Source organism: Mesorhizobium dulcispinae, from assembly GCF_033977345.1.
Classification (GTDB): Bacteria; Pseudomonadota; Alphaproteobacteria; order Rhizobiales; family Rhizobiaceae; genus Mesorhizobium; species Mesorhizobium dulcispinae.
This window is the reverse complement of record NZ_JAVIIY010000001.1, coordinates 340,983-360,421: the sequence shown is the minus strand read 5'-3', so window position 1 is coordinate 360,421 and position 19,439 is coordinate 340,983. Positions and strand designations below refer to the sequence as shown.

The 19,439-nt window shown below is 64.4% G+C and carries 21 protein-coding genes and 1 pseudogene; 7 read left to right on the top strand and 15 right to left on the bottom strand.

Features of this window, described 5'->3' with window-relative positions; genetic code table 11:
- Nucleotides 1-3 precede the first annotated feature (3 nt).
- Both RFN30_RS01660 and RFN30_RS01655 read left to right on the top strand, forming a co-directional pair.
- A complete protein-coding gene (locus RFN30_RS01660) occupies nt 4-486 on the top strand; it encodes a peroxiredoxin (protein ID WP_320260397.1) in 483 nt (160 codons plus the stop codon).
- Entirely contained in the window at nt 486-962 is a 477-nt protein-coding gene (locus RFN30_RS01655; RefSeq protein ID WP_320260396.1) for a DUF2938 domain-containing protein, read from the top strand. Before RFN30_RS01660 ends, RFN30_RS01655 begins: the two co-directional genes overlap by 1 nt.
- A 14-nt stretch (nt 963-976) precedes the next feature.
- On the opposite strand, the gene rnhA is transcribed toward RFN30_RS01655, so the two are convergent.
- From rnhA to coxB, 11 genes are all read right to left on the bottom strand, one after another.
- Nucleotides 977-1,510, bottom strand: coding sequence for a ribonuclease HI (rnhA, locus tag RFN30_RS01650; RefSeq protein ID WP_320260395.1), 534 nt, complete (start codon nt 1,508-1,510; stop codon nt 977-979).
- Entirely contained in the window at nt 1,507-2,469 is a 963-nt protein-coding gene (locus RFN30_RS01645) for a homoserine kinase (RefSeq protein WP_320260394.1), read from the bottom strand. The genes rnhA and RFN30_RS01645 overlap by 4 nt, the downstream gene beginning before the upstream one ends.
- 6 nt (nt 2,470-2,475) lie before the next feature.
- Nucleotides 2,476-3,480, bottom strand: a complete 1,005-nt coding sequence (gene ispH / locus RFN30_RS01640; protein WP_320260393.1) for a 4-hydroxy-3-methylbut-2-enyl diphosphate reductase — start codon at nt 3,478-3,480, stop codon at nt 2,476-2,478.
- A gap of 75 nt (nt 3,481-3,555) precedes the next feature.
- Nucleotides 3,556-4,311 carry an SURF1 family protein gene (locus tag RFN30_RS01635; RefSeq protein ID WP_320260392.1) on the bottom strand — a complete coding sequence of 252 codons (756 nt, stop codon included), beginning with the start codon at nt 4,309-4,311 and terminating at the stop codon, nt 3,556-3,558.
- On the bottom strand, nt 4,308-4,724 hold the full coding sequence (locus tag RFN30_RS01630) for a DUF983 domain-containing protein (protein ID WP_430694710.1): 417 nt from the start codon (nt 4,722-4,724) through the stop codon (nt 4,308-4,310). The genes RFN30_RS01635 and RFN30_RS01630 overlap by 4 nt, the downstream gene beginning before the upstream one ends.
- An 84-nt stretch (nt 4,725-4,808) precedes the next feature.
- Nucleotides 4,809-5,690 (bottom strand): cytochrome c oxidase subunit 3, encoded by an 882-nt coding sequence (locus RFN30_RS01625; protein ID WP_320260390.1) that lies wholly within the window; start codon nt 5,688-5,690, stop codon nt 4,809-4,811.
- A gap of 1 nt (nt 5,691) precedes the next feature.
- Nucleotides 5,692-6,327, bottom strand: coding sequence for a cytochrome c oxidase assembly protein (locus RFN30_RS01620; protein ID WP_320260389.1), 636 nt, complete (start codon nt 6,325-6,327; stop codon nt 5,692-5,694).
- Between the two features lie 7 nt (nt 6,328-6,334).
- Nucleotides 6,335-6,517, bottom strand: coding sequence for a cytochrome c oxidase system small membrane protein (locus tag RFN30_RS01615; protein ID WP_126101449.1), 183 nt, complete (start codon nt 6,515-6,517; stop codon nt 6,335-6,337).
- The gene (locus RFN30_RS01610) at nt 6,514-7,458 is read right to left on the bottom strand and encodes a heme o synthase (RefSeq protein WP_320260388.1); all 945 of its coding nucleotides are present in this window, start codon (nt 7,456-7,458) and stop codon (nt 6,514-6,516) included. The genes RFN30_RS01615 and RFN30_RS01610 overlap by 4 nt, the downstream gene beginning before the upstream one ends.
- Nucleotides 7,459-7,533: 75 nt before the next feature.
- Entirely contained in the window at nt 7,534-9,183 is a 1,650-nt protein-coding gene (gene ctaD, locus RFN30_RS01605; protein ID WP_320260386.1) for a cytochrome c oxidase subunit I, read from the bottom strand.
- Between the two features lie 38 nt (nt 9,184-9,221).
- Nucleotides 9,222-10,106, bottom strand: a complete 885-nt coding sequence (gene coxB, locus RFN30_RS01600) for a cytochrome c oxidase subunit II (RefSeq protein ID WP_320260385.1) — start codon at nt 10,104-10,106, stop codon at nt 9,222-9,224.
- Nucleotides 10,107-10,434: 328 nt separating this feature from the next.
- On the opposite strand from coxB, the gene RFN30_RS01595 reads away from it, so the two are divergent.
- The 4 genes from RFN30_RS01595 (at nt 10,435) to RFN30_RS01580 (ending at nt 13,632) form a co-directional block, all read left to right on the top strand.
- Nucleotides 10,435-10,977, top strand: coding sequence for an invasion associated locus B family protein (locus RFN30_RS01595; RefSeq protein WP_320260384.1), 543 nt, complete (start codon nt 10,435-10,437; stop codon nt 10,975-10,977).
- Between the two features lie 129 nt (nt 10,978-11,106).
- A complete protein-coding gene (tldD, locus tag RFN30_RS01590) occupies nt 11,107-12,519 on the top strand; it encodes a metalloprotease TldD (protein ID WP_320260383.1) in 1,413 nt (470 codons plus the stop codon).
- Between the two features lie 33 nt (nt 12,520-12,552).
- Nucleotides 12,553-12,828, top strand: a complete 276-nt coding sequence (locus RFN30_RS01585) for an AbrB/MazE/SpoVT family DNA-binding domain-containing protein (RefSeq protein WP_320260382.1) — start codon at nt 12,553-12,555, stop codon at nt 12,826-12,828.
- 66 nt (nt 12,829-12,894) lie between these two features.
- Nucleotides 12,895-13,632: a transglutaminase-like cysteine peptidase gene (locus tag RFN30_RS01580; protein ID WP_320260380.1), complete on the top strand. Its 738-nt coding sequence runs from the start codon at nt 12,895-12,897 to the stop codon at nt 13,630-13,632.
- 150 nt (nt 13,633-13,782) lie between these two features.
- On the opposite strand, the gene RFN30_RS01575 is transcribed toward RFN30_RS01580, so the two are convergent.
- The 3 genes from RFN30_RS01575 to RFN30_RS01565 form a co-directional block, all read right to left on the bottom strand.
- The gene (locus RFN30_RS01575; protein WP_320260379.1) at nt 13,783-16,548 is read right to left on the bottom strand and encodes a caspase family protein; all 2,766 of its coding nucleotides are present in this window, start codon (nt 16,546-16,548) and stop codon (nt 13,783-13,785) included.
- A 170-nt stretch (nt 16,549-16,718) separates the two neighbouring features.
- On the bottom strand, nt 16,719-17,960 hold the full coding sequence (locus tag RFN30_RS01570) for a class I SAM-dependent RNA methyltransferase (RefSeq protein WP_320260378.1): 1,242 nt from the start codon (nt 17,958-17,960) through the stop codon (nt 16,719-16,721).
- On the bottom strand, nt 17,957-18,730 hold the full coding sequence (locus RFN30_RS01565; protein ID WP_320260377.1) for a TlyA family RNA methyltransferase: 774 nt from the start codon (nt 18,728-18,730) through the stop codon (nt 17,957-17,959). Before RFN30_RS01565 ends, RFN30_RS01570 begins: the two co-directional genes overlap by 4 nt.
- Before the next feature lie 108 nt (nt 18,731-18,838).
- Between RFN30_RS01565 and RFN30_RS01560 the strand changes: the two are divergent.
- Nucleotides 18,839-19,146 (top strand): annotated as a pseudogene (locus tag RFN30_RS01560) (GFA family protein).
- On the opposite strand, the gene RFN30_RS01555 reads toward RFN30_RS01560, so the two are convergent.
- Nucleotides 19,143-19,427 carry a hypothetical protein gene (locus RFN30_RS01555; RefSeq protein WP_320260376.1) on the bottom strand — a complete coding sequence of 95 codons (285 nt, stop codon included), beginning with the start codon at nt 19,425-19,427 and terminating at the stop codon, nt 19,143-19,145. The pseudogene RFN30_RS01560 and the gene RFN30_RS01555 sit on opposite strands and share 4 nt — an antisense overlap.
- Nucleotides 19,428-19,439: the final 12 nt, after the last annotated feature.

Genomic DNA, 19,439 nt, shown 5'->3' with positions numbered 1-19,439 from the left:
ACCATGACCATTTCGGTTGGCGAAAAACTGCCCGAGGCGACCTTCAAGGTGATGACCGCCGACGGCTCGAAGTCCATGACCGGCGCTGAAATCTTCGCCGGCAAGAAAGTGGTGCTGTTCGGCGTTCCCGGCGCCTTCACGCCGACTTGCAGCAACAACCATCTGCCGGGCTACCTCGAGAACCACGACGCCATCCTGGCGCGCGGCGTCGACACCATCGCGGTCGTCTCGGTCAACGACGTGCATGTCATGGGTGCCTGGGCGCGCTTCACCGGCGGCGAAGGCAAGATCCTTTATCTGGCCGACGGCAGCGGCGATTTTGCCAAGTCGGTCGGTCTCGACAACGATCTTTCCGCGAACGGCATGGGGCTGCGCTCGAAGCGCTTTTCGATGATCGTCGACGACGGCAAGGTCACGGCGCTCAATGTCGAGACCAAGCCGGGTGTCGACGAGAGCGGCGCGGCCAAGATCCTCGAGCAACTCTGATGCTCGATATCGTCTGGCGCGCCGTCGCGATCGGTATCGGCGCCACGGTCTTCATGGACGTCTGGGCGATTTTACTCAACAACGCGTTCGGCCTGCCGCGGCCGAATTGGGGCTTGGTCGGCCGCTGGGTCCGGCACCTGCCCGGGAAGGTCTTCCACGACGATATCAGCCAGGCCACGCCCTACGCGCATGAGAAGGCGCTGGGCTGGGCTTTCCACTATCTCGTCGGCATCCTCTATGGCGTCATCCTGGTGGTGCTTGCGGGAGCCGGCTGGCTGGCGGCACCGACCTTCCTGCCTGCCTTCATCCTCGGCATCGTCACCGTCGGCGCCGGCTGGTTCCTGCTGGCGCCCGGCATGGGCGCCGGCTGGGCGGTGTCCAAACTGCCCAATCCGATGCTGGTGCGGGCGCTAAACCTCGTGTCGCACACGGTGTTCGCGCTCGGCCTGTTCTCCACGGCGCTGCTGATCCGGTAGAGAAAGCCGGCGCGTCAGTAGCTCTGGGTCGAACGTCGGGGCGCGGGTTTCTTGGCCGGAGCGGCCTCCGGCTTCGGCGCGGCCGCAACGGATGCCGGCCTTGCCGACCTCGGCTTGAACGGCGCCATGCCTTGCCGTGCCAGTTCGTCGGCGCGTTCGTTCTCGGGATGGCCGGCATGGCCCTTCACCCAGTGCCAGGTGACCTTGTGGCGCCTGTTGGCCTCATCGAGCGCCTGCCAGAGCTCGCCATTCTTGACCGGCTTCCTGTCGCCGGTCTTCCAGCCGTTCTTCTTCCAGCCATGGATCCATTTGGAAATGCCGTCCATGACGTATTTGCTGTCGGTATAGAGGTCGACCGTGCAGGGTTCCTTCAGCGCATTGAGCGCGGTGATGGCCGCAAGCAATTCCATGCGGTTGTTGGTGGTCTCGGCCTCGCCGCCCGAGAGCTCCTTGGTGACGCCGTTGTAGCGCAGCACCGCGCCCCAGCCGCCGGGGCCGGGATTGCCCGAGCAGGCGCCGTCGGTGAAGATCTCGATTTGCTTGTTCATGTCAGTCCGTATTCGGAGGGCGACTTGATCGCCCGGTGGAAGCGCATGCGGCGGATATATTCGGTCGGATCGCGCTTCATCACCAGGCCGCCATTGGGAATGGTTAGCCAGTCATAGAGCCTGGTCAGCATGAAGCGCAGCGCCGAGCCGCGCGCCAGCATCGGCAGCGCCGCTTTTTCCTCGCTCTCCAACGGCCGCACCGACTGGTAGCCGGCAAGCAGCGCAGTGCCCTTGGTGAGGTTGAAGGAAAAGTCCTTCTCGAAGCACCAGGCGTTGAGGCAGGTGGCGACATCGTAGGCGTAGAGGTCGTCGCAGGCGAAATAGAAGTCGATCAGGCCGGACAACTTCTCGCCGAGGAAGAAGACATTGTCCGGGAAGAGATCGGCATGGATGATGCCTTGCGGCAGGCCGGCCGGCCAGTTGCGCTCGAAATCGAGGAAGTCGGCATCGACCTCCGCCGCCAGCCCCGGCTCGACTTCGTCGGCGCGGTCGCGCGAGGCGGCCCAGAGCTTGCGCCAGCCGTCGATGGCAAGCGCGTTCGGCCGCTGCATCGGAAAATCCCGGCCGGCGAGATGAAGCGCGGCCAGCGCCTTGCCGACCTCGCCGCAATGCGCGGCCGTCGGCCGCCTCAGCGACAGGCCTTCGAGGAAGGTGATGATGACGGCAGGTCGGCCGGCGAGCGTGCCGATGACGGTGCCGTCATGCGCGGTGACCGGAAGCGGACAGGAAATGCCTTTTCGCGCGAGATGGCCCATCAGACCGAGGAAAAACGGCAGATCGGCCTTGTCCACGCGCTTCTCGTAGAGCGTCAGGATGTAGGAGCCCGTGGAAGCATGGACCAGGAAATTCGAATTCTCGGTGCCTTCGGCGATGCCCTTGTAGGACAGGAGCTCGCCGACCGGATAGGCTTTCAGGAATGCACTGAGTTCGTTTTCGTTGACGTCGGTGTAGACAGCCATTTCGGTTTACGCGGCTCCGTTGACGAAGGCCATATCGGCCGCCGTCAGTTCGACATCACGCAACACCCGCATCACCGGAAAATCCTCCGTTTCCGTGGCCGTGATGGCCAGATCGATGGTGACGTCGAAGCGCTGCCGGAACGCGTCGATGATCTCGTCGACGATGATTTCCGGCGCCGAAGCGCCGGCCGACAGGCCGAGCGTCGAAATCTCGCCGATCTCCTCCCACGGAATTTCGGCAGCCCGCTGCACGAGAAGCGACATCCTGGCGCCCGCGCGTTCCGCCACTTCGACAAGGCGTCGCGAGTTGGACGAGTTGGGAGCACCGACGATCAGATAGAGATCGGCGCCGGCGGCCGTTTCCTTCACCGCCTCCTGGCGGTTGGTGGTGGCATAGCAGATCGATTCGGCCGCCGGCGCATGAAGCTCGGGGAAGCGCTCCTGCAGCGCCCGGATGATGCCGGCGGTGTCCTCGACCGACAGCGTCGTCTGGGTGACGAAGCCAAGGGCCGCCGGATCCGCCGGCACGAAGCTTGCGGCATCCGCCTCGGTCTCGATCAGGGTCACCGCACCCTCAGGCAGTTGGCCCATGGTGCCGATCACCTCCGGGTGGCCGGCATGACCGATCAAAAGCACATGGCGGCCGAGCCGCTGGTGGCGCATCGCCTGCTTGTGCACCTTCGACACGAGCGGACAGGTGGCGTCGAGGTAGAACAGGTGGCGCGCCTCGGCGTCGGCCGGCACCGATTTCGGCACGCCATGCGCGGAAAAGACGACCGGCGACTGTCGATGCTCGGGCGGGATTTCGGACAATTCCTCGATGAACACCGCGCCCAGGCTCTGCAGCCCCTCTACGACGTAGCGGTTGTGCACGATCTCGTGGCGAACATAGACCGGCGCGCCGTATTTCTTCAGCGCCAGCACGACGATCTGGATAGCGCGGTCGACGCCGGCGCAGAAGCCGCGTGGCTGGCAGAGCCTGATCGTCAGCGGTGGCTTTTTCTCAATCATCGAAACGGGCCGGTTCAGTCGGAAGCTGGAGGCGAAATGAGACGTGCAGCCCTGCCCTGTCAAGAGCGGCGGCGTTCACCCCACCTTCGCCGGGCGGCGAAGCCTGACGATCAGCACGGCGGCAAGGGCGGCGGCCAGGCCATACCAGGTGACGGCATATTGCAGATGGTTGTTCGGCAGATCGATGATGGTGACGCCGCCGACCGGCAAGCCGCCGGGATTGGCCGTCTTGTCGGCATCGATGAAGAACGGCACCAGCGCGGCGCCTGCCGGAAGGCCGGCGCTCGAGGCCATGACGTCGCGGTCCTTCCAGTAGAAGATGTTCTTGGCGACATCGTTGTCGGGCAGCATCATCGAGGGCTTTCCCGGCAGCGGATTACGGGCAAGCCCGGTCACCGTCACCTTGCCCGCGATTTCGCCCTGCTGGCGCTTGGCCGGATCCTTGAGATCGTAGGGAACAAAGCCGCGGTTGACGAGCACGAAGCGGCCGTCGTCGAGCTGCAAAGGCGTGTAGACATTGAAGCCGGTATCGCCTTCCCAGGTCGAAAAGAAATGCCGCTCGCCTTGGTGCAGGAACGTGCCGGTCACCGTCACCGGCGTGTAGTCGACATCGTGAGAGGCGGCGAATTCCTTCTCGATATCGGCCAGCGGCAGAGGTGCCGCGTGGGTGCGCCTGTCGATGGTCTCGAGCAGCCCTTCTTTCCAGTGCAGGCGCTGGACCTGCCAGGTGCCGAGACCAAGGAGAATAGCGAACAGGACGAGGCCGAGCCCAAGCAGCAACAGCGAGCGCGGCCGCGAAGGGCCGGCAGCCGAACCGGTCGCTTCGCTCATTGGCCGCTGTCCAGCCTGCCTTCCGCGGCCTTCTTCGAATATTGCAGGGTGATCAGCACGCCCTTGATCAGGCGCAGCGCCGTCAGGCTCAGCACCAGCGCCAGCGGTATCCACAAAATGAAATGCAGCCAGAGCGGCGGGCTCAGCGTCACTTCCATCCACAGCGCCAAGCCGACGACGACGAAGCCGATGATCAGGATAACGAAGACAGCCGGGCCGTCGCCGGCATCGGCAAAGGAATAGTCGAGGCCGCAATTGTAGCAGCGCTTGCCGACGGTGAGGAAGCCGGAGAACAGCTTGCCCTCGCCGCATCGCGGGCAATGGCCGTGCAGCCCGGCCGAGATCGGGTCGATGGGCGGCCAGATCGCCCTATCTTCGATTGCCCCGCCTTCGATTGCCTTGTCTTCGCTCATGTCGGGCATCCTATAGCATTTCGCGCAAAAGATAAGGCGGCCACGTCGCCGCAGCCGCCTTTGGGGATTCCGAAAACCGTCGGTTTAATGGGCTTCGATCAACGCCCCATTCGAGGCCCAGACATAGATGCAGCTGAACAGGAACAGCCAGACCACGTCAACGAAGTGCCAGTACCAGGCAGCCGCCTCGAAGCCGAAATGCTGCTTCGGGGTGAAGTCGCCGCGCATCGCGCGCACCAGGCAGACGAGCAGGAAGATGGTGCCGATGATGACGTGGAAGCCGTGGAAGCCGGTCGCCATGAAGAAGGTGGCGCCGTAGATGGAATCCTTGAAGGCGAACGGAGCGTGCATGTACTCGTAGGCCTGCACCATGGTGAACAGCATGCCGAGGCCGACTGTCAGCACCAGGCCATTGATCAGGCCCTTGCGGTCGCCGTGAAGGAGCGAGTGATGCGCCCAGGTCACCGTCGTGCCCGACGTGAGCAGGATGATGGTGTTGTAGAGCGGCAGGTGGAAGGGATCGAGAACCTCCAGGCCCTTCGGCGGCCAGACGCCGCCGGTGAAGGTGGTGCGGGCATATTGCGCCGCTTCGCCGGGGAACAGGCTGGCGTCGAAGAAGGCCCAGAACCACGCGACGAAGAACATCACCTCGGAGGCGATGAACATGATCATGCCATAGCGCAGGTGCAGCGACACGACGCGCGTGTGGTGGCCCTCATGCGCTTCCTTGATGGTATCCGACCACCAGGCGAACATCGTGTAGAGCACGATGATCAGGCCGATGAAGAACAGCCACGGATTGGCGATGTTGTGGCCGAAGACCGGGAAGTTGCCGGCCTTGAGATACTGCATCAGGCAAACGCCGCCGACGGCCGTGACCAGCGCGCCGATCGAGCCCAGGAAAGGCCAGGGGCTGGGATTGACGAGATGGTAGTCGTGGTTCGGTTTTGCGTGCGCGTCTGCCATATCAACCCCCGAGGCTTGCTTCGGAATCTGGAACTTTGTTGCTGTTTTTGCCAGCGGCCGGCGCGGACGACGCGACCGGCTGTTTCTTCTCGACCGGGAACATCGTGTAGGACAGGGTGATGGTCTTCAAGTCCTTCAGTTCCGGCACGTTGACGATGTCTGGATCGACATAGAACACGACCGGCATGTCCAGCGTCTCGCCGGGCTTCAGCGTCGTGTCGGTGAAGCAGAAGCACTCCACCTTGTTGAAATAGGCGCCGGCCATTTCCGGCTGCACGTTGAAGGAGGCGCGGCCGGTGATGGGGCGATCGAACTTGTTGGTGGCGCTGTAATGCGCCTGCGTGGTTTCGCCGATCTTGATGGTGACCTGGCGCGCGACGGGCTCGAACTGCCACGGAATGCCGTTGGTGTTGGCGTCGAAGCGGATGGTGATGTCACGGTCGAGCACACGGCCGGCATATTGCTTCTCGGCGCGCTGCGTCGTGCCGCCATAGCCGGTGGCCTGGCAGAACATCTTGTAAAGCGGCACCGCCGCGTAGGCCATACCGACCATGCCGGTGAAGAAGGCCAGGCAGACCGCCACGACGACGCGGTTGCTGTTTTTCTTGACGGGTCTGTTGGTGGTCTCGCCGCTCATCGCCGCCTCACATCAAGTTCGTAGGCGTGAGGCCAGACGCATTGTGGCCGAACTTCACGATGGTGGCGACGTAGAAGATGATGACGAGCGCGGCCAGCGCCACGCCGATGGCGACGGAGCGATTGCGCCGCGCCTTCCGCTGGCGTTCGGTCAAGGTGACCAGTTCGAGATTCTTGTCGGCCACGATCATGCTCCCCCCGTCAAGAGGGCGCGCCCGACAATGCTGTCGACGAGATAGGCGGCGAAGATTGCGAAGAGATAGAGCAGCGAATAGCCGAACAACGCCTTGGCCGGCTTCATCGCGCGGTCGTCGTCGGCCATGCCGAGCACCTTCCAGGCGTACCAGACAAAGCCCGCGCCCAGCACGGCCGAAACGGCGCCATAGGCAGCGGTGGTGTAGCCCAGGACCCAGGGCAGCACACCGACCGGCGCCAGGATCAGCGCATAGGCAAAGATCTGGCGGCGCGTGGAGGCAGGTCCGGCGACGTTCGGCATCATCGGGATGCCCGCGCGGGCGTAATCATCGGATTTGAACAGCGCCAGCGCCCAGAAATGCGGCGGCGTCCAGAGGAAGATGATCAGGAACAGGATCAGGCTTTCGAGGCTGACCGATCCGGTCACCGCCGCCCAGCCGATGACCGGCGGAATCGCGCCGGCGGCGCCGCCGATGACGATGTTCTGTGGCGTCCAGCGTTTCAGCCACATCGTGTAGACCACGGCATAAAAGAAGATGGTGAAGGCGAGAAGCGCCGCCGACAGCCAGTTGACCAGCACGCCCAGCGTCATCACCGACAGCACCGAGAGCACCAGGCCGAAGCTCAGCGCCTCACCCGGCGTGACGCGCCCGGCGGGCACCGGCCGGCCGGCCGTCCTGGTCATCACCGCGTCGATGTCGGCGTCGTACCACATGTTGAGCGCGCCCGAGGCGCCGGCGCCGATGGCGATCGCCAGAATGGCGATCATCGCCAGCAGCGGATTGACGGCGACGGGCGCCGCGACCAGGCCGACAAAGGCCGTAAAGACGACCAGCGACATGACGCGCGGCTTCAGGAGGGCGAAGAAATCGCCCGCGGTGGCTTCCGACATGCGAAAGCCAACTTCCTCCATCAATTTGTGGTCGGCAAGGGCCATGCGTACTTAAAGTCCATCATTCCGTTGGCCAAGACCGCCGGCTGACCGGCGGCCTCGCATGCGTCGGGACGCTGCCTACTTGATCTTCGGCAGCTGTTCCCACTGGTGGAACGGCGGCGGCGAAGGCAGCTGCCATTCGAGCGTGGTGGCTCCCTCGCCCCACGGATTAGCGCCCGCGACGCGCTTCTTCTGGAAGGCCTCGAACACGCCGTAGAGGAAGATCGCAACGCCGACGGCCGCGATGTAGGAGCCGTAGGACGAGACCATGTTCCAGCCGGCAAACGCGTCCGGATAGTCGACGGTGCGGCGCGGCATGCCGGCGAGGCCGAGGAAGTGCTGCGGGAAGAAGATCAGGTTGACGCCGACGAAGGTGACCCAGAAGTGGGTGTTGGCGATCACCGGCGAGTACATGTAGCCGGTCATCTTCGGGAACCAGTAGTACCAGCCGGCGAAGATGGCGAACACCGCGCCCAGCGACAGCACGTAGTGGAAGTGGGCGATCACGAAATAGGTGTCGTGCAGCGAACGGTCGAGGCCGGCATTGGCGAGTTGGACGCCGGTGACGCCACCGATCGTGAACAGGAAGATGAAGCCCAGCGCCCACAGCATCGGCGGCTTGAAGCTAATCGAGCCGCCCCACATCGTGGCGATCCACGAGAAGATCTTCACGCCGGTCGGCACCGCGATGACCATGGTGGCGAACACGAAATAGCGCTGCGTGTCGAGCGACAGGCCGGTCGTGTACATGTGGTGCGCCCAGACGATGAAGCCGACGGCGCCGATCGCGACCATGGCGTAGGCCATGCCGAGATAGCCGAAGACCGGCTTCTTCGAGAAGGTCGAGACGATGTGGCTGATGATGCCGAAGCCCGGCAGGATCAGGATGTAGACCTCCGGATGGCCGAAGAACCAGAACAGGTGCTGGAAGAGCAGCGGATCACCGCCGTTGTCCGCCACAAAGAACGAGGTGCCGAAGTTGCGGTCGGTGAGCAGCATGGTGATGCCGCCAGCCAGAACCGGCAGCGACAAGAGCAGCAGGAATGCGGTGATCAGCACAGCCCAGGCGAACAGCGGCATCTTGTGCATCGTCATGCCCGGCGCGCGCATGTTGAAGATGGTGGTGATGAAGTTGATCGCGCCGAGGATCGACGAGGCGCCGGCGATGTGGATCGAGAGAATCGCGAGGTCCATCGCGGGGCCCGGCTGGCCGGATGTCGAGAGCGGCGGATAGATCGTCCAGCCGCCGCCGACGCCGAAGGCGCCCGGCGCGCTCGGCACGAACATCGAACCGAGCAGAAGCAGGAAGGCCGGCGGCAGCAGCCAGAAGGAGATGTTGTTCATGCGCGGGAAGGCCATGTCCGGCGCGCCGATCATGATCGGCACCATCCAGTTGGCGAAGCCGCCGATGAGCGCCGGCATCACCATGAAGAAGATCATAATCAGACCATGCGCGGCGCCGAAGGCGTTGTACATGCTCTTGCCGCCGTCGATGGCGGCGTCGCCCTGCATACCGTAGACCATCTGTGCCAGACCGCTGAAGATCTGGATGCCCGGCTCCTGCAGCTCCATGCGGATGGCGACCGAGAGCGCGCCGCCGATGATGCCGGCGATGATCGCGAAGATCAGGTAGAGCGTGCCGATGTCCTTATGGTTGGTCGAGTACACCCAGCGGACCCAGCCATGCGGCCTGTGGTCGTGGTGGTCGTGAGCTTGAGCCTCTGCCATGTTCCGCTCCGTTCCCTAATTCCTGCTTGGCCGCGGCATCAATTGCCGGCAGCCGCTACCTTGTTGGTGCCGTCGATCTCGGCCATCAGCGCCTTGTTGGCGGCCGGCACGTCAGTCTTGGCCGTCTCCAGCCAGGTCTTGAACTGCGCGTCTGAGACGACGCGAACCGCAATCGGCATGAAGGCGTGATCCTTGCCGCAGAGCTGCGAGCACTGACCGTAGTAGAGACCTTCCTTCTCCGCCTTGAACCAGGTCTCGTTGGTGCGGCCGGGCACGGCATCCATCTTGATGCCGAAGGACGGCACGGCGAAGGAATGGATGACGTCGGTCGCCGTGATCAGCACGCGGGTCATGGTGTTGACCGGCACCACCAGCTCGTTGTCGACGGCGAGCAGGCGCGGATAAAGGTTGCGGTCTTCCTTGCCGGCCTTGGCGCGATCAGCATCCTGGAGTACCGCCGAGTTGAAGGAGAAGGTCTTATCGACCTGGTATTCGTAGTCCCAATTCCACTGGTTGCCGGTCGCCTTAACGGTAAGCTTGGCCTCTTCCGGCGGCGTGTATTGCGCGGTGAGCAGCTGGAAGGACGGGATAGCGATGAGCAGCAGCACGACGACCGGCCCGACCGTCCAGATCACCTCGATCAGCGTGTTGTGGCTGGTCCTCGAAGGAACCGGGTTGGCGCTGGCGCGGAAGCGCAGGATGCAATAGGCGAGCAGGACCAGCACCAGCAGGGTGATCACCACGATGAAGGCGAAGGTGTAGTTCCCGAACCATTCGATCTGCCGCATCATCTCGGTCGCGGGCGTCTGGAAGCTCGTCTCCCATGGCTGCGGCTGGTCCGCATAGGCGGATGCGCTGGAGAGGAGCGCGCCTGCGGCTGCAGCACCTGCCAGAAGTTTGGCGCTTGCCAGGAATTTTCTCATCGCCCTCTCGTCTCCCACTTCCTGCGATCGGATCGCACCAATAACGAACGCCGCCGGGATTGGGAATCCCGGTCTGTTCCTAAGGTGGTTCAAACCATACTCTATTTCCCTCCGCAAGAAAGGAGCGGCCGAAACCGTGCGGCATTTTTGCGCGCAACCCAAAGGGCGTCCCCGGCCATCGCCGCGCCGCCCGCCGGACGGTCGCAATTCGGGCGAATTTGCTATGGAAAAGCGCGTAATTGCCGGTATCGGGGCGGGCCGGCGACGGTCTCGTCCTTTACTTGGCCTTGGCGCAGCTTAAAGTGCCGTGATTCGCAATGGAGCCGTCATGACTTCCTGGCTTTCGAGACCCCTGGCGAAGGTCGTCTTCCTTGCCGCTCTGCTTGGCGCCGGCCTGACGGGCACGGCAAGCGCCGCGCCGCCGCAGACGGCCGCGCCACCCAGCGGCACGGTCAAGTCGACGCATGGCGCGTGGTCGATCATCTGCGACACGCCGGCCGGCGCGACTTCCGAGCAATGCGTGATGATGCAAAACGTCGTCGCCGAGGACCGCCCGGAAATGGGCCTTTCGGTGGTGGTGCTGCGCACCGCCGACAACAAGGCCGAGATCCTGCGGGTGCTGGCGCCGCTCGGCGTGCTGCTCCCCAACGGGCTTGGCCTCAATGTCGACGGCAAGGACATCGGCCGCGCCTATTTCGTGCGCTGCTTCCAGGACGGCTGCTACGCGGAAGTGATCCTCGAGAAACCGCTGCTCGACACGCTGAAGAACGGCACCTCGGCCACCTTCATCGTCTTCCAGACGCCCGAGGAAGGCATCGGCATTCCCGTCGATCTCAAGGGTTTTGCCGAAGGCTTCGCCGCCCTGCCCTGATCCGGCGGCTGCAATGCGGCCGTCAGCCGGACCGCGGCGAAGACAATCGCGTGTGAACGCCGGCGATTGTCTTGAGCTCACTTCGCCCCTACATCGGGGAAGACGAAACCGCCAGCGGACAGCCCTGCCATGAACAGCCTGATCGGCCAATTCGACATATCCGACGACCGCGTCAAAGAGATCGTTGCCGACACCATCAAGGGCGCCGACGACGGCGAACTGTTCCTCGAGTACAGCGAGAGCGAAGCGCTGATGTTCGACAACGGCCGGCTGAAGACGGCCAATTTCAACACCGACCAGGGCTTTGGGCTGCGCGCCGTCGCCGGCGAAGCCAGCGGCTACGCGCATTCAAGCGACTTGTCTGAAGCCTCGCTGTTGCGCGCGGCCGACGCCGTCTCGGCGGTCAAGGGCGGCTATTCCGGAACGCTTGCCGCAGCGCCCGCCCGCACCAATCGCCACCTCTATGGCGACGAGAATCCCATCCCCTCCCCCAGCTTCGAGGCCAAGGCCAAGCTGTTGCAGGAGATCGACGCCTGGCTGCGCGCCGCCGATCCCCGCGTGCGCCAGGTGACGGCCTCACTCGCCGCCTCCTGGCAGCATGTCGAGATCGTGCGTGGCGACGGCCAGATCGTGCGCGACATCCGCCCGCTGGTCAGGATCAACGTCTCGGTGGTGGTCGGCGATGGCGACCGCCAGGAGAGCGGCTCCTACGGCATGGGCGGCCGCAAGAGCTTTGGCGAGTTCCTGACCGAGGAGAGCTGGAAGCATGCCGCGCGCGAAGCGCTGCGGCAGGCGCTGGTCAATCTCGAGGCCGTCCCGGCGCCGGCGGGCACGTTCGACATCGTGCTGTCCAGCGGCTGGCCGGGCGTGATGCTGCACGAGGCGGTCGGGCATGGCCTGGAAGGCGACTTCAACCGCAAGAAGACGTCGGCCTTCGCTGGCCTGATGGGCCAACAGGTGGCGGCAAAGGGCGTCACCGTGGTCGATGACGGCACGATCGCCGAAAGGCGCGGCTCGCTCACCGTCGACGACGAAGGCACGCCTTCGGCGCGCAACGTCTTGATCGAGGACGGCAAACTGGTCGGCTACATGCAGGACCGCCAGAACGCGCGCCTGATGGGCATGAAGGCGACTGGCAACGGCCGGCGCGAAGGCTATGCGCACCAGCCGATGCCGCGCATGACGAACACCTACATGACCTCGGGCGACATGCCCCCGGAAGAGATCATCGCCTCGGTCAAGAACGGCATCTATGCGGTCTCCTTCGGCGGCGGCCAGGTCGACATCACCTCGGGCAAGTTCGTGTTCGGCTGCACCGAGGCCTACATGATCGAGGACGGCAAGGTGACCCAGCCGATCAAGGGCGCGATGCTGATCGGCAACGGGCCCGACGCCATGCACCGCGTGACCATGGTCGGCAACGACATGAAGCTCGACAACGGCATCGGCATGTGCGGCAAGGCCGGACAGGGCGTGCCCGTCGGCGTCGGTCAGCCGCATCTAAGGATGAACCAGATGACGGTGGGGGGCACCAGGGTTTGAGGCACCGGAACTTTCCGGTATCATCTAGGCTCGATGACCAGCTCTGAAAAACTCACAACGACCGTCTCGACCAAGGGACAGGTGACCCTGCCCAGCGCGATCCGAAAACTGCGGAACTGGGGCGCCGGCACCCACCTCCAGATCGAAGACACGCCGCAGGGCGTTCTTCTGAGACCGGCGCAGGCTTTTGCCCCGACGCGGCCGGAGGAGGTGTTTGGCGTCCTGCCGCACAGTGGTGTGCCAAAAACGCTGCAAGACATGGACGCGAGCGTCTTCGCCGAAGCGCAGCAGCGCCATGCTGGCGATTAATGCCGACTTACAAGAAGCATAGCGCCCTCGCCGGACGCGAACACGATCGTGTTAGCAAATTATTAATTGTTCAATTGCCTCGGCCGGCGTTTCCGCATTAACTCGTCGCCAGTCTTCTCGTTGCGGTGGTGTCTGGCATTGTTGCGTTCCCCTGGCGTCCTGACCTCTTCCTTCCTCCTTGGCCTTGTTTCGTTGATTGGCGCGGCCGCTTTATCTGTTGATCCGGCAGCGGCGCAGTCGACATTGTTCAGGCGGCCATCGACGCAGCCGTCCGTGGATGCGGTCCGCTCCGCCTCGGTTGGAGGCCGCACCAGCGTTCCATATGGCTGGCTCGATTTCTGCGGCCGCCGGCCGAAAGAATGCAAGGTGGCGGCTTTGCCGGCCGCGAACGTCAAGCTGACCGCGCAGAACCTGCGTACCCTCAAGCGGATAAACCAAAAGGCGAACCGCGCCATCAAGCCCGTCAGCAATTACGATCACTGGGGCACGATGATGGACCACTGGGATTATCCGGTGGACGGCAAGGGCGACTGCAAGATCTACGCGCTCTACAAGCGCAAGCTTCTCATGGAAGCGGGATTCCCCCGCCAGGCGCTGCTGATGACGGTGGTGCGCGACCTGAACAATGAAGGCCACACCATCCTCACGGTGAAGACCGACAAGGGCGATCTGGTCCTCGACAATCTTGTCGATGAAGTCCGGCCCTGGAACGCGACCGGCTATTATTTCCTGAAACGCCAGTCGCAGCAGAACCCGAATATCTGGGTGTCGATCAACCAGCGCGGCGGCACGCCGAAAATCTGACGAATGCCGCCAGGCTTGTAAGCCGAGCGGCGCGCATGGCCAGGACTGAACCAGCCTTTACGGGTCAGTATGCAGGTGCTCCTTGCCTTGCAAATCGCGGGCCGGAAAGTCCGGCCCGCGCAACGGCAACCTGTTGTCCGGCCCGACAGCCTACTGCTGGCAGGGCGGCTCACCCGGATTGCCGCAAGCAAACTTCCTCTTTCCTTGCGGCTCCTGCTGCTTCGGCTGTTGCGGCTGACGCCGCTCCTGGACCTCAGGCCTCGGCTGCTCGCTGAACTCAGGCCTCTGCGGCCTGTTGACCTTGAAGTTGCGCTGGACGTTGACTTCGCCGCCGCCGGAACCTTCTTCATTCTGCAGCCTGCGGAATTTCCTGCCCCTGTCGCTTCCGCTGGCCGAGCCCTGATTCTCGTCCGAGAATACCTCTGGATTGTTCCTCCTGAGCCGCTTCTGCATGCTCGGCCCGTTGTCGGCCGGCTCACCGTTGACGGTCGGCAGCCTGCGGAACTTCCTGCCCCTGTCGCTCCCGCCGACGGGGCCCTGGTTCTCGTCGGAGAACACGCTCGGATTGTTCCTCCTGAGCCGCTTCTGAATGCTCGGCTCGTTGTCGGCCGGTTCACCATTGACCGTCGGCAGCCTGCGGAACTTCCTGCCCCTGTCGTTGCCGCTGACCGAGCCCTGTGTCTCGTCGGAGAACACCTCCGGATTGGTCTTCCTGAGCCGCTTCTGCACGCTCGGCCGATTGTCAGACGGTTCGCCATTGACAGTCGGCAGCTTGCGCAACTTCCTGCTCTTATTGTCGCGGTTAGCCGAGCCCTGATCGTTCGGTTCGACAATTGCCTGGCCGGCCGACAAATCCCTGCGCGTCAGCTTCTTGGGTTTGCCGGACGGCATGTTCGGATTGTTCTTCCCGAATCTCTGCTCGGCGCCCTGGCCGTTGTCGGCCGGCATGCCGTTGACGGTGGGCAGCTTGCGCAATTTCTTGCCCTTCTGCTGATCGGTGCCCTGCTCTCCGGTCACGGCGGCACCGGCGTTTCCCGTCGCCTCCTGGTTGCCTTCCACAATGCCTTGCCTGCCGAACTGCTTCCTCGACTTGTTGCCTGGCAAATTCTGGTCGTTGAGCGCCGGCTTGCCGTTGACGAGCGGCAGCTTTTTGCCGTCGGCTCCGGGCAAGGCGTGGTCGCGCGACAGCTTGCCGGTCGCGGACTGGGTCTCCGGCTGCGGAGTCGCGGCGCCAGGCTGCTGACCCTGGATAACACGCTGGCCCGGCTTCGGCGGCAAGCCGACCTGTTGCTGATTGGACTTGGCCTGACCGGATATCGCCGCCCTCTTCTTCAGCACCGGCGGCAGCGCGACCTTGGCCGCCAACGCATCCGCACGAGCACCAACGGCGCCTCCGAGCGTCTTCTGGCCTGTGGTGACGCCAGCCTGAGCATTGCCGCTCGGCTGCGCGGCCTGATTGATGGTCTCGTTTCTGATCGTCGTGTTGATGTTGTTGATGACGGTCGTGTTGTGGATGTTGGTGAAGATAATGTTGTTCGGCGGCGGCACAATGTGGCGCGGCGGGTTGATGAACACGGGTATCGGCACGAACACCGGCGTCGGCAGGACGAAGACGTCAATCGGCGGCGGCGGTGGTTCAAGCACGATGAAATCCGGCGGCGGTGGCGGCAGGAAGATGATTGTGACCGGCGGCGGCGGCTCGAAGTCGAAATCGGGGTCGTCGAAATAGAGCACCGGGCGATCGACATAGACGATCTCCTCCGGCGGCGGCGGCGGCACATCGTAGATGATGACGGTGAAGCTCGCTGGCGGCTCGAGCTCGGCATCGAAATGCCTCAGCCGACGCCGCGCGTCCCAGGCATGCGGCCCGTGCGGATAACGGTCGAGGTAGGACCAGTAGGCTTCCGGCGTGTCCCGCATCCAGGTCTCACGCCAGGTAATCGCCTCGCGCCGCGCGGCGATGATGGCGCGCACCCGCTTGGCCATCGGATCGTGCGGATAAGCGACGAGGAAATCCTGGTAGCCGCGCATCGTATCGCGGTCGAGGGCCGCGACATAGGCGTCGTGGGCATCAAAGTCACGAATCTCCCTTGTCCGGTTGGCCTGGGATTCGGCCTCGGAGACCTTGGGCGCCGGCGCATCCGGAGCGCGCTCGAAGAAGACGAAGGGCGCGCTGATCTTCGAGGCGTCCCAAGGCACTTCGGCCCCTTGTGTCACCTCATTGACGCGCAGGCGCGTGCGGTCGAACACGTCTTCGAGCGGAAGGCCACCTTCGCGCATCATCTCGGCGAGCGCCTGGGCATAGGCGCCATAGGGTCCCTTGCCCTCCGGTGCGACGGTACCCGGAGCGGCATTGAAGGCAATCAGCATGTTCGGGTCGGGATCAACCAAAGCGAGGCCGCCGGCCAGCGGCTGCTTCGTCTGCGGGAAGGCATTCGGCCGCGCCGCGTCGAGCACGATGATGTTGACCTTTGTCGGCAGGGCCGCGAGCGGTCGGGTGAGGTCTGAGACCCGAATGGCCTGGATCGGCACATCGGCGGGACTGGCGATGTTGGCGTCGACCGGCAGGAAATAGTTCTCGCCTTCGAACTGCGCGCCGTGACCGGCGAGATAGACGAAAACGACCGCGTCTGGGCCGGCGGCCGAAACCTTGGCGAGGAAATCACGGAAGGCGCCGCGCAGCGATTCCTGGTCCACATCGCGCGCGCCGACCACATCGAAACCGGCTGCCTGCAACGTCTGTCCGATCAGACCCGCATCGTTGGCGGCCGTCGCGAGCTCGCCGGACTGATAGGCGCCATTGCCAATGACGAAGGCGAGGCGTTTTTGCTCCTGCGCGAGCGAGCCTGTCGCGGACGCGACGGCGAACGCAATGAGAACGACGATGAGGCCGATGAATTTCTGAAGCGTCTGCATTGCAATCCGCCGTCCGTTGTCCGCCATCCGTTCAGAACAGTAACGCCGGAGAGGCAGGAATGTTTCCCTACAGCGCAAAATTAAGATCCTGCAAAAAGGCGGCTTTAGGGCGCAATTTTGTCGAAAGAACAGAGACTTCACAAAATTTCTTGCGAGCAGCCGGGTGCGGACTACCGGCGCCGTCTCGGCTTCTCCAGCAGCGCGACAGCCTCGACATGCGGCGACCACAGGAACTGGTCGATCGGCGTCACGCTCTTCAACTGATAGCCGCCGTCGAGAAGGATGCGCAGATCCCTCGCCAGCGTCACCGGATTGCAGGAGACCGCCGCGACCAGCGGCACGTCCGAGCGGGCGATCTGCTTCGACTGATCCTCCGCACCGGCGCGCGGCGGATCGAAGACCAGGCCGTCGAAGCCGTTCAATTCCTTGAAGGTCAGCGGCCGGCGGAAAAGGTCGCGGCGTTCGACCGTCACCCGCTTCAGGCCGCTGGCGAAACGAAAGGCGCGGTCGAGCGCCGCGAGAGCCGGCGCGTCGCCCTCTACAGCGTGAACCTCCGACTTCGCCGCGAGCCGGAGCGCGAAGCTGCCGCAGCCTGCAAAAAGGTCGGCGATCTTCTTGGCACGCGACAGATGCTGTCCGACGAGGCCGGCCATCGTCTGCTCGGCGGCTTCCGTCGCCTGCAGGAAGGCGCCGGGCGGCAGCGCTACGGCGACCGATCCGAACTGCACCACCGGCTTCTTCGGCTCGACGATGACCTCGCCGTCGACGGAAAGCCTCGCCAGGCCCTCGGCCATCACGAAATTCGAGGCGATGCGGCGCTGGTTTTCGCCGAGGTTGCCGGCATCCTGGACGGCGACATCGAGGCCGGAGGCGGTAACGGTCACCGTCATGTGGAAGGCATTCGGCGTGGCGCAGACCAGAGCGGCCAGCCTTCGCAAGCGATCGAGCGACGCAACGATCGCCGGCAGGGAGATCGGGCACTCCTTGATCGGGATGATCTCGGAGGAGAGCGCGCGCACGAAGCCGAGCAGCATGCCCGTCTCGGTGCGCCGGGCGCTGAAGACGACGCGGCGGCGGGTCTGCGACGCGCACGGCACCAGCGCGTCGACCGCGCTGGCGATGCCCTTGGCCCTCAGCGCCTGCGCCACCCGTTCCCGCTTCCACTGCCGGTAGGCCTCGGCCTCGAAATGCTGCAGCGCGCAGCCGCCGCATTCGGTGAAGTGGCGGCAGGCCGGATCGACCCTGAGCGGGGACGCCTCCAGCACCGACATCAGCGTCGCGCGGTCCTTCTGCCGCGCGGCGGTGACCGTCTCGCCCGGCAGCGTGAACGGGATGAAGACCTCGCCTCCATCGGCGCTGGCGATGCCGTCGCCCTGCGCGCCGAGCCTGGCGATGGTGAAGCGCGTGCTCATCGCGGTTTCGCGTCCTTGATCGCGGCAAGCAGGAATTCGCGATTGCCGTCGCCGCCTTCGATCGGCGACGGGTGCAGCCCGAGCACGCGCCAGCCCTGCATGCCGGCAAGCCAGTCGCGCAAAGCGGCTGCGATGCGCTCGGCATCGCCCGGATCCTTGAGCAGCCCGCCCTTGCCGATCGCTTCGCGGCCGGCCTCGAACTGCGGCTTGACCAGGAGCAGTGCGCTGGCGCCCTCGCCCGCCAAGGCAAGTGCGGCCGGCAGCGCCAGCTTCAGCGAAATGAAGCTGACGTCGCAGACCAGGAAATCCGGAACACGGCCGCCGAGGTCGGCCGAAGTCAGGTCGCGGGCATTGAGCCCTTCGATCACCGTCACGCGCGGATCGGCGGCGATATCGGGATGCATCTGGCCATGGCCGACGTCGATCGCCGTGACATGGGCGGCGCCGCGTTCAAGCAGCACCTGAGTGAAGCCGCCGGTCGAGGCGCCGATGTCGAGCGCCTCGCTCTCCGAGGGAGCGAGGCCAAAATGGCCGAGGCCGGCAATCAGTTTCAGCGCCGCGCGCGACACATAGGCCTGCGCCGGGTCGTCAATAGCGACGACGCAATCCGACGCGACGGATTGGCCGGGCTTGCGGGCAACGGCGCCGTCAATCGTGACCGTGCCGCGCTCGATCGCGTCGCGGGCGCGCGAACGGCTGGCGAACAGGCCGCGCTCGACAAGCAGTTCGTCGAGCCTGCGGCGCGCGCTTGATGGCAAAGGAGAACTCATCGGCCTTCATTGGCGAAAGCCGGCCGCGAAGGCAATGGCAACCCTGTTGAATATGGCGCGCGGCACGGCAGAATGCGGGGCCGTTTTACTGAGCCTGAGGAGGAGGCAATGCTGAAGGGAACCTGCCATTGCGGCGCCGCGCACTGGACCCTGGAAGGCGATCCGGGATCGATCACGGCCTGCAACTGCAAGCTTTGCCGCCGCTACGGCACGCTCTGGGCCTACGACTATGTCGACGAGCGCATCCGTATCGCGGGACCGATGCGTTCCTATATGCGTGCCGAAGTGACCGAGCCGGCGCTCGGCTGGCGCCGCCGCAGGCTGTGGCCGACCTGCCGATCGACCATTTCGACGGCCTCGAAACATTCGACGACCTGCCGCGCGACGGCCGCTGCGTGCGCGATATGTGGTTTTAGAAAATCGTCCGCGAGACCGGGCGCGCGACGGCCGGCATCACGCCGTCATTGTTAGAGGCCTGCTCACGCGGCTCAGCAGGAGTGGGCGCCGCTGGCGCAGCTTCCGGCAGCACCACCAACTGGGGAACCTGCTTGTAGGAGAAGCCGCCGCGGATGTTGCCCATCTTGCCGGCGACGATGTCCACCGCCGCCTTTTCGAGGTTGCGGTCGTAACGCGTTTCGGCTGCCACCGGCGCGGCCATGGTCACCACAAGGGCCATGCCACTCAGGAACGATTTCATTGTTCTTATCCC

Excerpts from the sequence above, each read along its gene's own strand:
- RFN30_RS01660 (WP_320260397.1), top strand. The coding sequence starts at position 4 with ATGACCATTTCGGTTGGCGAAAAACTGCCCGAGGCGACCTTCAAGGTG.
- RFN30_RS01655 (WP_320260396.1), top strand. The coding sequence starts at position 486 with ATGCTCGATATCGTCTGGCGCGCCGTCGCGATCGGTATCGGCGCCACG.
- rnhA (WP_320260395.1), bottom strand. The coding sequence starts at position 1,510 with ATGAACAAGCAAATCGAGATCTTCACCGACGGCGCCTGCTCGGGCAAT.
- RFN30_RS01645 (WP_320260394.1), bottom strand. The coding sequence starts at position 2,469 with ATGGCTGTCTACACCGACGTCAACGAAAACGAACTCAGTGCATTCCTG.
- ispH (WP_320260393.1), bottom strand. The coding sequence starts at position 3,480 with ATGATTGAGAAAAAGCCACCGCTGACGATCAGGCTCTGCCAGCCACGC.
- RFN30_RS01635 (WP_320260392.1), bottom strand. The coding sequence starts at position 4,311 with ATGAGCGAAGCGACCGGTTCGGCTGCCGGCCCTTCGCGGCCGCGCTCG.
- RFN30_RS01630 (WP_430694710.1), bottom strand. The coding sequence starts at position 4,724 with ATGAGCGAAGACAAGGCAATCGAAGGCGGGGCAATCGAAGATAGGGCG.
- RFN30_RS01625 (WP_320260390.1), bottom strand. The coding sequence starts at position 5,690 with ATGGCAGACGCGCACGCAAAACCGAACCACGACTACCATCTCGTCAAT.
- RFN30_RS01620 (WP_320260389.1), bottom strand. The coding sequence starts at position 6,327 with ATGAGCGGCGAGACCACCAACAGACCCGTCAAGAAAAACAGCAACCGC.
- RFN30_RS01615 (WP_126101449.1), bottom strand. The coding sequence starts at position 6,517 with ATGATCGTGGCCGACAAGAATCTCGAACTGGTCACCTTGACCGAACGC.
- RFN30_RS01610 (WP_320260388.1), bottom strand. The coding sequence starts at position 7,458 with ATGGCCCTTGCCGACCACAAATTGATGGAGGAAGTTGGCTTTCGCATG.
- ctaD (WP_320260386.1), bottom strand. The coding sequence starts at position 9,183 with ATGGCAGAGGCTCAAGCTCACGACCACCACGACCACAGGCCGCATGGC.
- coxB (WP_320260385.1), bottom strand. The coding sequence starts at position 10,106 with ATGAGAAAATTCCTGGCAAGCGCCAAACTTCTGGCAGGTGCTGCAGCC.
- RFN30_RS01595 (WP_320260384.1), top strand. The coding sequence starts at position 10,435 with ATGACTTCCTGGCTTTCGAGACCCCTGGCGAAGGTCGTCTTCCTTGCC.
- tldD (WP_320260383.1), top strand. The coding sequence starts at position 11,107 with ATGAACAGCCTGATCGGCCAATTCGACATATCCGACGACCGCGTCAAA.
- RFN30_RS01585 (WP_320260382.1), top strand. The coding sequence starts at position 12,553 with ATGACCAGCTCTGAAAAACTCACAACGACCGTCTCGACCAAGGGACAG.
- RFN30_RS01575 (WP_320260379.1), bottom strand. The coding sequence starts at position 16,548 with ATGCAGACGCTTCAGAAATTCATCGGCCTCATCGTCGTTCTCATTGCG.
- RFN30_RS01570 (WP_320260378.1), bottom strand. The coding sequence starts at position 17,960 with ATGAGCACGCGCTTCACCATCGCCAGGCTCGGCGCGCAGGGCGACGGC.
- RFN30_RS01565 (WP_320260377.1), bottom strand. The coding sequence starts at position 18,730 with ATGAGTTCTCCTTTGCCATCAAGCGCGCGCCGCAGGCTCGACGAACTG.
- RFN30_RS01555 (WP_320260376.1), bottom strand. The coding sequence starts at position 19,427 with ATGAAATCGTTCCTGAGTGGCATGGCCCTTGTGGTGACCATGGCCGCG.